Origin of the sequence: Micromonospora sp. NPDC005806, assembly GCF_042871425.1 — a bacterium.
GTDB lineage: Bacteria > Actinomycetota > Actinomycetes > Mycobacteriales > Micromonosporaceae > Micromonospora.
On the sequence record NZ_JBIAIL010000042.1, the window covers coordinates 1 to 12272 of the forward strand.

Here is a 12272-nt window from a genome sequence, read left to right on the forward strand (position 1 = left end):
ACAACCTGTCGGCCGAGGACTCGAAGGCCGCCTACGACCGGTACGCCATCCCGACGCCCGGCAGCTGGGTGTGGGACGGCTTGCTGGCCAATCTCCAACCCGGCAAGCAGGACACCTGGGTCGACTTCCGCAACGCCGACCGGGCGCCGCTGCTGTTCATCGCCGGAGGGTCCGACCACGTCCTGCCGCCGTCGGTGAACAAGTCCAACGCCCACCACTACAAGGGCGAAGGCACGATCACCGACTACATCGAGTTCCCCGGCCGATCGCACTGGACCTGTGTCGAGCCCGGCTGGGAACAGATCGCCGACACGGCACTCGACTGGGCGCTGCGGCACGCCCGGTGAGGCCCGGCTGACCCACATCGGCGGGCCGACCGTGCTGATCGAGGCGGCCGGATGGCGCCTGCTCACCGACCTCCACCTTCGATCCGCCCGGACGCCGCTACTCGTTCGGCTGGGGCACGGCCTCCGGCAAGGAGGCCGGCCCCGCCGTCCAGCCGTCGGCACTCGGACCGCTCGACGCGGTACTTCTCAGTCACGACCATCACGCCGACAACCTCGACGACGCGGGGCGGGCAATCCTGCCCACGGCAACCACCGTCATCACCACCAGGCAGGGGCTCGCCGCATCGGCGGGGTCGGACTCGCCGGCTCAGCCACACCCTGACAGCGTCCGGGCGGCCAACCATCCGCGGACGAGACTGGCTCGGCTTCTCCGCCGCCCCAGCGGGCCTGCTGGCCGATGCGGCGCCGCCGGGCGAGCAATGCCGCACGGCCCAGGCAGTCTCCCGCCTCATGCTCACCGCCGAAGCCGGACTGTACGGGCTCATCGGCGCCGCCCTCGGGCTCCTGCTGGGCGTCCGGCGCCCCTTACCTGCACTTCACCACGTCGGGTAACTCGCCTGTTGATGCCATGTTCGTGGCAGGCGACACATTCGCTTTGTCGCAAAATGCTCCTAGGTCAAGGAGTCCAGCGACGAGCGCGACAACGCCGATGCACCCGATGCACCATGCCATTCAGGGGAAGCCTCACCCGAGATCAACTCGCCAGACCGGCGAGTAAAGGGTTCCAGCAGCAACTTGCTCGAGAAGAGATCGAGCTAGATCGATAGCAAGAGGGTTCCTGCAAGCCTGTGACCTGCAGGAACCCTCACGCCGTCGGGACGGCCGGATTTGAACCGACGACCCCTTGACCCCCAGGCAACCAACACCGGACGCTGACCTGCGGCTCCGAAGCCGCTGAGCTGCCAGGACGATCCCCCAGTGTCCGCGACAGTCCGCTGGCGTCCGTCCCGATCGTCAACCAAATAGTCACCCAGCTGCCCGGGAGACCTCAACATCGGGCACGCAACGGGCGCGGACCCGGTTGTCGGGCACTCGCCTCATGGGCCGGCCGCCGGTGGCCGGGTCGTCACCTTTGGTCGAGGCCGCCGCCCACCTGATCGAGCATCCTCGAAACCGAGTCCCCCGCTGTGCACAACACGATAATTTCGCGATATGGGCATCACCGGGGGGATAGCATGCTTCTTTCTGATCGTCGTGATTGTGGCGTTCATCGCGTATTGGGTAGTGCGTTACGGGCGCGGCCCGAAGCAGCCGACGCCGGCAAACGAGGTGGGCCGCGAGTTACCACCGCCACCACCGGAGGATCCAAAGCCGCCGCAGCACCCGCGCGGCCGTCGCTGACGCGGCGACCGACCGGTCCTGGCGCACCAGGTCAGGAAGACGCGCAGGTCGGAGTCCGTGTGCAGCCAACGAAGCGGGCCGCTGTCGGGCGCGGTCACAGCAGGTCCGGGTTGAAGTGCTGGGACTGGGAGTAGAACAGGTAGTAGCAGTGGTGCAACTTCTCCACGTCATCCATGAAGGAGCGGGGCCGGTCAAGGCTGGGGTTTTGACCCGGTGACGTTGTTTTGCCCGTCTTCTGGCATGGTTTCCGGGCAGGCGCGTGTGCGGCGTCGGGGTCAGGGCTGGGCCGCAGGCCCACCCGTAGGGCTTGGCCTTGACGCCGGCGCCGTGGACGCCATCGTGGTGATGCCGGAAGTCGGTGTTGTGGGTGTGGTCGCGTCGCCAGGTTCCGACTGCTGTCGGAAGGGGCAGGCCGTGGTTCGGCTGCCGGTCATCCATTCGCCCCGCGGGTTCGGGGGCATGGTGGTGTGCGACCGTGACCGGACGGGGTCAATCAAGCGGGCGGCCTCGCCGTCGGCCGACGGGGGCCAGACGTGGCACGACCACGCGTCCGGTCACGTCCGAACCTGCTCACGCCGCCGCCTGGGCCGGTGCGAGGGCACGGATGTGCCCGTCACGCAGGCCGTAGTAGACGAGAGTGAGCAGCTTGCGGGCCACCGCGACGGTGGCGATGTTGCCGCCGCGTCGCTCGCCGATGCGGGCGCGCGTGGAGGTCAACCAGCCGGCGGTTTGCGGGACGCCGTGAGCGGCCTCGACCGCCGCCCACCGCACCAACGTCGAGCCTTGCTTGGTGATCCGTCCCCGATGCACGACAAGGTCGGACTCGCGGTGGCGGGGAGTGAGCCCGGCCCAGGAGGAAAGCTGCGCCGGGCCGGGGAACCGGTCGACCTCGCCGATCTCGGCGACGAACACGGCCGCCAGGACTGGTCCGACACCGGGGATGGCCTGGACCGCGGTGTAACCGCGGTGCCCACAAAGTCTGGCCCGGATCGGCCCGGCAACCTGTACCGCTCGAAAAGTCGGTCACAGCTACGCCACCTGGGAGTATTCGTTGATCAGCCCGTTGAGGATCTTCCTACGCCGCACCCGTGCAGCGGTCAGGTCGACGACCGGTCGTGGCGGTATGTCGGTGGCGTTGGGCGGTTGTTGGTGCCGGGCTTGGTGCGGCCGGTGCTCGTTGTAGTGGGCCACGTACTCGTCGAGGGCGGCTAGTAGATGTCGCCTGTTGTAGATCAGCGTCCGGTCGAGACACTCCCGGCGGACTGTGCGAACCCACCGCTCCGCGTACGCGTTCGCCCGAGGCGCCCGCGGCGGAGTGCGCAGGATCTCGATGCCTTCGGCGATGAAGACCTGGTCGAACGCTGCGATGTAATTGCTGTCACGGTCTCGGATCAAGAACCTGAACCGGGCGACTCGGTCGCCAAGATCCAGCAGCAGATTCCGGGCATGCTGGGTGACCCACTCCCCTGTCGGATGCTTGGTTACACCGAGGACGTGTACGCGCCGGGTCTCGACCTCCATCAGGAACAGGACGTAGATGCGGGTCAGCCCGATCGTGTCCCGTGCAGGAAATCGCAGGCCAGGACGCCCTTGGCCTGGGCGGTCAGGAACTGAGTCCAGGTCGGCCCGCCGCGCCGCGGAGCCGGGTCAACGCCGGCAGCGGTCAGGATGCTCCACACCGTGCTCGCCGCGACCCGATAGCCAAGCCTGAGCAGTTCGCCCTGCACCCGGCGGTGGCCCCAGGTCGGATTCTCCTCGGCCAGGCGCAGCACCAGGGTGCGGATCTCCGCCCGTATCGAAGGACGCCCTGGTCGTCGTTTCGGGTAGTTCCACTTCCTGGCGACCAGCTCCCGGTGCCACCGCAGCAAGGTGGCGGGGGTAACGAAGAACGTCGACCAGCGGGACCGAGGCAACAGCCGCGACAGGGCTGACAGCACCAACCGGTCGACGGGCTCGAGGTCCGGGCGTGCGACCTGCCGGCGCAGCACCGCGACCTGATGACGTAGCACAAGAATCTCGAGATCCTTGGACCGCTCGCGACGCAGGCCTTGCAGCACGAGCCGCAGGATCTGACACAAGAGCAGGTACCCGAAGGACAGGAACATGCCCGCCACCATGCCTCGCGGTCGGCTGGCTGGGCCGCACAAAACCGCACCTCAGAGGCCAAAACCGGGTTTCCGAGCGGTACACGCACCGACGAGGCAATCGACGTACTGCGGGCCCGCGCCGACGCCGACGCTGACGACATGTACGCCGCCGGGTTCGCCGCCGGACAGCTGGTCGATCTGCTGGTCGAGCAGGGACGCTTCGAGGAGGCGATCGACGTACTGCGGGCCCACCCCAACGCCAACGAGGGGTACGGCGCCGTGCCGCTGGTCGAGCGGCTGGTCGAGCAGGGACGCCTCGAGGAGGCGATCGACGTACTGCAGGCCCGCGGCGACGTGTACGCCACCGGGCAGCTGCCCGACCTGCTGGCCCAGCAGGGACGCACCGAGGAGGCGATCGACGTACTGCAGGCCCGCGCCGACGCCGACGACGAGTTCGCCGCCGGGCGGCTGCCCGATCTGCTGGTCAAGCAGGGACGCCTCGACGAGGCAATCGACGTACTGCGGGCCCGCGCCGACGCCGGCGACGGGTACGCCGCCGGGCGGCTGGCCGATCTGCTGGTCGAGCAGGGACACACCGACGAGGCAATCGACGTACTGCAGGCCCGCGCCGACGCCGACGACGCGTACGCCGCCTGGCGGCTGGCCGATCTGCTGGTCGAGCAGGGACGCACCGAGGAGGCGATCGACGTACTGCAGGCCCGCGCCGACGCCGACGACGAGTTCGCCGCCCTGTTCACCGCCGGACGGCTGGCCGACCTGCTGGCGCAGCAGGGACGCCTTGACGAACTGCGCGCCCGCGCCGCCGCCGGCGACGCGTCCGCCGCCATGCGGCTGGCCGACCTGCTGGTCGAGCAGGGCCGCACCGACGAGGCGATCGACGTACTGCGGGCCCGCGCCGCCGCCGACGACGCGTCCGCCGCCATGCGGCTGGCCGACCTGCTGGTCGAGCAGGGCCGCACCGACGAGGCGATCGACGTACTGCGGGCCCGCGCCGCCGCCCACGAGGGGCACGAATACGCAACCGGCCAGCAGCCAGGTATCGGAACGCGCCCCGTGCCGCTGGCCGAGCCGCTGGGTGAGCGGCTGGTCGATCTGCTGGTCGAGCAGGGACGCCTCGAGGAGGCGATCGACGTACTGCAGGCCCGCGCCGACGCCCGCGAGGGGTACGCCGCCGTGCCGCTAGCCGAGCGGCTGGTCGAGCGGCTGGCTGAGGAGGGACGCTTCGAGGAGGCGATCGACGTACTACAGGCCCGCGCCGACGCCCACGAGGGGTACGGCACCGTGCCGCTGGTCGGGCAGATGGCCGGGCGGCTGGCCGATCTGCTGGCCGAACAGGGACGCCTCGAGGAGGCGATCGACGTACTGCGGGCCCGCGCCGACGCCCGCGACCGGTACGCCGCCGGGCGGTTGGCCGACCTGCTGGCCGAACAGGGCCGTACCGACGAACTGCGCGCCCGCGCCGACGCCGGCCACGTGTACGCCGCCATGCGGCTGATCGATCTGCTGGCCGAGCAGGGACGCACCGACGAGCTGCGGGCTGAGGTCGACGCCGGAACGTACTCTGCTGCCGACAGACTTATTGCCCTGCTGATCCAGCAAGGCAAGGCGGCCCGAGCGGAGGCAATCCGCACCTTCGGACTCAATGCAGACGGCTCCATCGCCAGCAAGTAGGGGGTCCGGAGATTTGTGATTTCAGAGCCCGACCCCTCCTGGCTTGCGGGCATCTCGGACTCAATCTGAGCTTCAGACCGTGACGTCGCTATCGCGGCAAGGAACCGATTTTCTGCGATAACCTGACCGGCGACCACGAGAACACTCCCGCCGGGCGGAGCCGACTCCAGGTGCTTTTTGGCGTGGCTACTGTAAGCTCGCCCTGATCTCGGGGGAGGGCAGTCCATGATGGAGCTTGGCGTCGAGCCGGAACTGCTGGAGAAGGCATCGCGGGTGTCAGACTGCGGCCGTTGATTCTCTTTCCGGCATGGAGACCTTCGTGGCCACAGCAGCGGTGACGGGGCGGTTCGAGCGACCCGACCATCGACACAGACCGACGTCCGCCCGCGCAGCCTGTGTGGCTCGAATACTCGGTTCGGCCGTCTGAAGTGCGGTTCTGTGCGAGCTCGAGCCTGGCGCAGCCGGCATGTTCGTCGGCATGAGCGCGTCGTTGCTGCACCTGCTGCTTCGCCTGATCCTGCAGATGTTGTTCCAGATCGCCTCCGACGGTGGGGCGAAGGATGTGGAGATCCTGGTGCTCCGCCATCAGGTGGCCGTGCTGCGCCGACAGGTGACCCGCCCCGATCTGCAACCGGCCGACCGGATGGTGCTGGCGGCGCTGTCGCGGCTGCTGCCCCGCCCGCGCTGGTCGGCCTTCTTCGTCACCCCGGCCACGCTGCTGCGGTGGCACCGTGAACTCGTCACCCGGCGGTGGACGCACTCGCATGCCCGACCTGGCCGGCCGCCGGTCGACAAGCAGGTCCGTGACCTGGTGCTGCGGCTTGCGGCAGAGAACCCGACCTGGGGGCACGTCGGATCCAGGGTGAATTGACAGGCTTGGGCTACCGGGTCGCGGCCAGCACGGTGTGGAAGATCCTGCACAACGCCGGGGTCAACCCGGCACCCCGGCGATCCGGACCCACCTGGAAACAGTTCCTGACCGCCCAGGCCCACACGATCCTGGCATGTGACTTCTTCACCGTCGACACCGTGGCGCTCAAGCGGATCTACGTGCTGTTCTTTGTCGAGATCGCCACCCGCCAGGTCCACGTGGTTGGGGTGACTGTGCCGCTCGAAAAGTCGGTCAGAGCTACGCCACCTGGGAGTATTCGTTGATCAGCCCGTTGAGGATCTTCCTACGCCTCACTCGTGCAGGCGAGCTGACCGCCCACCCGGCACCGGCTTAACGCGTCTTCCGATCCAACGACGCAACGGCGCCGTCAAGATCCCCACCACGCTGTCCGCGTGCCAACGCGTACGCGAGCGGTTCGTGCTCACCGTCCGCAGCGAGGTCAGCGACCGGATGCTCATCTTCGGCGCCCGACACCTGCGGCCCGTGCTGGCCGCGTACGCCGAGCACTACAACGGGTGGCGACCGCACCTGGCCCTGCACCTGACTCCACCGCGCTCAGCCCGGCCCGCCGTCAATGCCGACCACTGACGCATCGCGCGCCGGCCGGTCCTCAGCGGGCTGATCAACGAGTACGACCGCGCCGCATAAGACCAGCCCAGGGCCCGCGACCGAGTCTTGAAACCTCAGGCGATCGAGTGGGCGCGGCGCCGGGGCGTGTAGGCGTGTCCGGGCGGGACTGCCGCTCGGGCGGGACCGCGGGTGGCGGCCCCGCCCGAGTGACGGACTGAGGGTGGTTACTTCAGCCCGAAGGCGTGGGTGATGCTCTGGGTGATGCTGTTGCTCTGGTTGTCGTGCGCGGAGGCACGCAGGGTGACGTACGTGGCGCCGGCCGGGGCGTGCAGTGTGGTCTTCCAGCCGTCACCGATGTGCTTGAGCGCTGCCTGCTGCCAGGTGGCGCCGTCGTCATAGGAGACGTCAAGGGTGACGTCGCCGATCGCCTTGGAGCTCGGTCCTCCCGGGAGGTGGGAGGGAGTGACTGTGAGGTCGGTGTTCCGGTTTGCCTTGCCCACGGTGTCGGTGTTGACGTCGTAGTCGAGCTGAATCAACGGCAGATTGGTGTCCTCGGCCGCCGAGGTGAACCCCCACTCGGTCCGCGTGCTGGTGGAGTACGGGTTCGTCCAGTAGAGGCCCCGGGAGTTCTCCGAGACGAGCCGGTAGGGAAGGCGCTCAGGGCTGAGTCCCTGGAAATCAAGCCAGTCGGCGAAGCTCTCGTACAGGAACGTGTCGCCCTGGTACAGCTTCACCGTGCTCTCGACTCCGAAGTTCTCGATGGCGGTGCCAATGTGTCCCGGACCGGAGTCGCCCCAGGCCGGGACCGACGCGCTGAGGGAGTCGCCAGACCGGTCGTGATACGCCCTCCCGGGAATGAGGCGGGGACGCTCGACCGGGCCGAACCAGTGCACATCGGTGGTGCTGCCCGCCTTGTACTGCAGCACGGCGGTACCTTCCTGGATTTCAAAGGGGATTATGTTCTGCTCCAGCCATTGGGTGTCCTCCTCCGTGGAGACCCACTCGGTGCGCTCACCCTGGGCCGGAACCTCGTGCGCAATAAGGGAGCCGGTTAGCTGTCCGTGCCAGAAGGGTTTGCGCTCCTCGGTCGCCCTGTCCTGCTGGTAGTTGCGGAAGGAGGCATTGACGTGGGCCAAGTCCTCCTCCGCCGGCTGGTAGGTGGGGTCGTCGGGCACCGCGCCGTCGTAGACATGGAAGAGGTCGTACGAGTAGTCGGTGGTGGGGTTGGAATCCACGGTCAACGTGGTCGGGCCGTGCTGGATCTCGGAGATCAGTTCTTCGCCCTCGTCACTGGTGAGAGTGGCTACCGTGACCTGCGGAAGCCAAGAAGAACTGGGCAACACAAAGGGGTTCAACCAGGGTGCCAGCCGACCCGTCCCGTTGTTGACGACCAGCAGCAGCCGCACGCCGGCCTTCGATGCCGCGTCCGCCTGCTCTTGTTGCCCGACGTTGTCGTTGTGCCGCACCACGGCGATCTTGCCCTGAGCCTGCAGCCCGGCGTAGTCGGCGTCGGCGCCCTCTCCGGCGAAGACGGTGTCGAGCTTCATCCGGCCCTTGGGCAGCGGCGTTGCGGCATGCTGAAGCCACAGGTCGTCGAAGTTCCGCGCGCCGGAGGCCACCGTCAGCATGGGCTCCTCTTTGCGCCAGCGCGCGGCAACCTGGAACTCACCCTCAGTGACCTTCTGACCGGTGGGCAGCGCCCACACGCTGTCGTACCTGCCATTGGGTATCGAGCGATCCAGCCAGCCGCCGTCGGGACCGAAGGACCGGAACAGGTGCAGCGAAAACTGAGTGTCGACCGTCTTCTTGGGAGTGACGGCCGTGAGCTGCCGCGCCTTTGAGGCGTCCAGCGTGACCGCTCGATCCCGGTCCAGGACGATCTCGGGAGCGGCGAGCATCGCTCTGCCCAGGGAGTGCGGGCCGTGCGCTCCCTGCTGGTCGATATTGAGCCACGCAGCGTACGTGCCAGCCGGAAGCTTGATGGTGCCCGTCCCCGACTCATCGAGCGCGTAGACGTTGCCGAAGGTCTTTCCCACCACGATGAGCTGCCCGGAGAGTGGGTTGCCGCTGCGGTCCTTGGCGGTGATCGAGAGGTTGTAGTTCTCCCCTTCCTTGCCGACCCCGATGAGGGTGTGGGCGAGGACCTTGCCGTCGGCGTCTGCGTCGGAGGCGTTGATCATGCCACTGAAGTGGCTGTCCAGGGGGGCCTTGTCCAGGTTGGCCGTGTAGGTGACCTTGCTGGTGCCGTGCGCGGGCACGGTGACCTGCGTGGCGGACAGGGTGAACAGACCCGCAGGCGCGTCAGGCACGTTGATCGCCAGATTGAGGGTGACCGGGGCGTCGGCGGTGTTGGTGTAGGTCACATCCTTGTCGCGCTTCTCACCGGGCTGGTGCGGCCACGGGTCGAGGCCGGCGTAGGCGCTGCCGGTCGCGAACACCGTGTCCCGCACCGCGGCCGCGACGTCCACGCGGCCGGCGCCGGCCTGATCGGGGGTGTACTGCGGGGTGGTCTTGGTGGAGCTGATCAGGGCATCCTTGAGCTGCTGGCCGGTCCAGTCCGGGTGCGTTGCGGCCAGCAGCGCGGCGGCTCCCGTGACGTGCGGGGTGGCCATCGAGGTGCCGCTCATCGTCCGGTACGGGCCTTGGTGGTCCCCATCCTGGGCGTTGTGGGAGAGTGCCGCAAGCACGTCGACTCCCGGTGCGGTGATCTCCGGCTTGAGCCCGCCGTCGTCCACGCGCGGGCCCTGGCTGGAGAAGTCGGCGAGCTGGTCGGAGCTGTCCACGGCGCCGACGGTGAGCGCGGCGTCGGCGGCGCCCGGCGAGGCGACGGTGTTCGGGGCGCCGTAGTTGCCCGCCGCGATGACGAACAGTGCGCCGGTCTCCGCGCTGAGCTGGTTGACGGCCTGGCTCAACGGGTCGGTGCCGTCGGTCGGGCCGGCTCCGAGACTCATGTTGATGATCTTGGCATGCTGGTCGCGGGCGGCCCACTCCATGCCCGCCAGGACCCACGAATCCTGGCCGCCCTTCGTGCCGAGCACCTTGCCGATGTGCAGGCGGGCGCCGGGGGCGACGCCCTTCTCCTTGCCGTCGGAGGCGGCGCCGGTGCCAGCGATGGTGGAGGCGACGTGCGTGCCATGGCCGACGTAGTCGTCGAAGACGCCCTCGTTGGGCACGAAGCTGGCCGAGCCGGCGATGCGGTCCGCCAGGTCCGGGTGGCTGTTGTCCACGCCGGTGTCCAGCACGGCGACGTCGACGCCCTGACCGGTGTTGCCTGCCGCCCACACCTCCGGGGCGCCGATCTGCGCGGTGGTGTCGGCCAGAGCGGCCTTGACCTTCCCGTCCAGCCACACCTTGGCGATACCACCGGTGAAGGAGGGCTGGGCGCCGCCGGTGACGCGTGCGGCACTTTGCGCGCCGGCCCCTCCGGTGAGCCCGGACCAGAAGTCGGCAGCGTGGCTGTGGCTCTCGGTCAGCGCGGCGCCCTGAATGCTGCTGAGGGTGCGGACCTTCGCGACTCCAGCGGGAAGCGCTTGGGCGCGGGCGCGGGCGGCGCTGTCGGTATAGCTGACGAGCAGCGGGAGATGGTCGGTGTGCGCGTCATCGTAGCCGTCGGCGAGCAGCTGCGTGACGTTGAACAGCTCCTTGTCCAGGCGCCCGGCGGAGACGTACGGCAGGGCGGAGTCGGGGTAGACGTAGGTGCTCTTCCCGACCTGGTGGATCTTGAACCCGACGGCTTCACCGTCCGGTCCCGTGACCTCCTTGCTCTCCGTGCCGTCGGCGGCGGTGGTGATCGTAACCGTGTCCCCGGTGATCAGGGTGACGGTGCGAGGGACGCTCGGACCGGATCCGGCGCCGGCGTGCGATGTGCTGGTAGCGCCAGGGGTGGCGTCCACCGTGGTGGCGAACGCCGGCGGGCTGACCGTCAGGATCGCCAGCGCGGACGCCAAAGCTGTCAGCTTCAATCTGCGGGGGAATGGGGTTAGCAAAGGGGGCTCCTCTGATGATGTCCCTGAGCCGGGGGGCGGCCGGAGGGGGTTGATCACGAACCGCCGCAGCTAGGCTGGCAGCGCGCCAGCCGCTGGCGCAAGATGGCCGGCTGACCAATACTTGCCAGGTGGCGGTTTCATGCCAGCCAGCACGATGGTCAGCGGCTGCCGGGACACGCATCCGGCATCACGCAGAACAGCCGGGCCGCCGCCCTCGCATTGGAAAGCCCCGCCAACAACGGAAGCCTGGAGGGCGACATGTTCACAGCACTGGGCCTCGCGCCGGCGGAGAGTGCCGTGTACGTCGCGCTGGTGGGCAACCCTCGAGCGAGCGCGGACGAACTTGCCACAACCGCCCGGCTGTCCCCGGCTCAGACCAGAGGTGCACTGGTCCGGCTAACCGAGCGCGGTCTGGTCAGCCGGCTTCCGGGACGGCCGGTGCGCTATCTCGCCACGCCACCTGACGCAGCGATCGGCGAACTGATCGGCGCGGTCGAGTCGAAACTGTGGCAAGCGCGCGACGCCGCACAGGCACTGATGGAGACGCACCGGGCCGCATCTCGTTACATCCATCCGGAGCAGTCACTGGAGGTGCTTGTCGGCCAGGACAACATCCGTCGCAGAGTGGCGCACATCGAGAACAGCGCCAAGACGCAGGTACGCGGCTTCGACAAGCCGCCCTACGTCAGCACGCCCGGCGCGAATGCGGAGAACGAGGGCCAACGGCTGCGCCGGGGCATCCGGTATCGGGTGATCTACAGCCGGAACGCCGTCGCCTGGCCCGGGCGGCTACGAGCCGGCCTACTCGCCACGCTGCGCGAGGGTGAACAAGCGCGGGTAAGGCCGGACCTGCCGCTCAAAATGCTCATGGTCGATGACCGGATGGCCGTCATTCCAATCAGCTCCAGCGAGCAGAACGGCCTCGCCTACGTGATCCATCCATCCTCCCTCCTCGACGCGCTGATCACGCTCTTCGAGGCGGAGTGGGAGCGGGGCGTGCCGCTGTCCGTCGACGGGCCGCTGGACGGCGCGAACGGACCGGACGAGGAAACCAGAAATCTATTGATGCTGCTCGCTTCAGGGCTGACCGACCAAGGTATCGCCAGATCGCAAGGCTGGTCGATCAGAACCACGCAGCGCCGGATCCACGCCCTGATGGAAGACCTCGGCGCCACCACCCGCTTCCAGATGGGCATGAGCGCCAAAACGCGTGGCTGGCTGTGACTCTCTGGACCCAACCGCCGCCGGACGGAACGCGCTCTCCATCCCCTTTCGATGATCGATTCCCGGGCTCCGAGACAGCGGTCGGGTTCGCTACGGGTCGACTGGTAACGGGCGGCATCATCCACCAGTACGG

The 12272-nt window shown here is 68.4% G+C and carries 9 protein-coding genes and 1 pseudogene; 6 read left to right on the plus strand and 4 right to left on the minus strand.

The window, feature by feature from the left end:
• Positions 1 to 347, plus strand: a pseudogene (locus tag ACFYOS_RS30220) (alpha/beta hydrolase); the annotation flags it as partial.
• A 1911-nt stretch (positions 348 to 2258) separates the two neighbouring features.
• Here ACFYOS_RS30220 and ACFYOS_RS30225 read toward each other — a convergent pair.
• From ACFYOS_RS30225 to ACFYOS_RS30235, 3 genes are all read right to left on the minus strand, one after another.
• Complete coding sequence (locus tag ACFYOS_RS30225) at positions 2259 to 2678, minus strand: transposase (protein WP_387148883.1); 420 nt, start codon at positions 2676 to 2678, stop codon at positions 2259 to 2261.
• Positions 2679 to 2717: 39 nt separating this feature from the next.
• Positions 2718 to 3083, minus strand: a complete 366-nt coding sequence (locus ACFYOS_RS30230; protein ID WP_387148804.1) for a transposase — start codon at positions 3081 to 3083, stop codon at positions 2718 to 2720.
• Between the two features lie 149 nt (positions 3084 to 3232).
• The gene (locus ACFYOS_RS30235) at positions 3233 to 3793 is read right to left on the minus strand and encodes a helix-turn-helix domain-containing protein (RefSeq protein ID WP_387148806.1); all 561 of its coding nucleotides are present in this window, start codon (positions 3791 to 3793) and stop codon (positions 3233 to 3235) included.
• A 141-nt stretch (positions 3794 to 3934) separates the two neighbouring features.
• Between ACFYOS_RS30235 and ACFYOS_RS30240 the strand changes: the two genes are divergently transcribed.
• From ACFYOS_RS30240 to ACFYOS_RS30255, 4 genes are all read left to right on the plus strand, one after another.
• Entirely contained in the window at positions 3935 to 5467 is a 1533-nt protein-coding gene (locus ACFYOS_RS30240; protein ID WP_387148808.1) for a tetratricopeptide repeat protein, read from the plus strand.
• Positions 5468 to 5945: 478 nt separating this feature from the next.
• Positions 5946 to 6338 (plus strand): hypothetical protein, encoded by a 393-nt coding sequence (locus ACFYOS_RS30245; RefSeq protein ID WP_387148810.1) that lies wholly within the window; start codon positions 5946 to 5948, stop codon positions 6336 to 6338.
• 5 nt (positions 6339 to 6343) lie between these two features.
• Positions 6344 to 6622, plus strand: coding sequence for a hypothetical protein (locus tag ACFYOS_RS30250; protein WP_387148812.1), 279 nt, complete (start codon positions 6344 to 6346; stop codon positions 6620 to 6622).
• Positions 6623 to 6776: 154 nt separating this feature from the next.
• Positions 6777 to 6947, plus strand: coding sequence for an integrase core domain-containing protein (locus ACFYOS_RS30255; protein ID WP_387148813.1), 171 nt, complete (start codon positions 6777 to 6779; stop codon positions 6945 to 6947).
• A 206-nt stretch (positions 6948 to 7153) separates the two neighbouring features.
• Here ACFYOS_RS30255 and ACFYOS_RS30260 read toward each other — a convergent pair whose 3' ends face one another.
• The gene (locus ACFYOS_RS30260) at positions 7154 to 10876 is read right to left on the minus strand and encodes a S8 family serine peptidase (protein WP_387148815.1); all 3723 of its coding nucleotides are present in this window, start codon (positions 10874 to 10876) and stop codon (positions 7154 to 7156) included.
• 297 nt (positions 10877 to 11173) lie between these two features.
• Between ACFYOS_RS30260 and ACFYOS_RS30265 the strand changes: the two genes are divergently transcribed.
• Positions 11174 to 12139: a helix-turn-helix domain-containing protein gene (locus ACFYOS_RS30265; protein WP_387148817.1), complete on the plus strand. Its 966-nt coding sequence runs from the start codon at positions 11174 to 11176 to the stop codon at positions 12137 to 12139.
• Positions 12140 to 12272 lie beyond the last annotated feature (133 nt).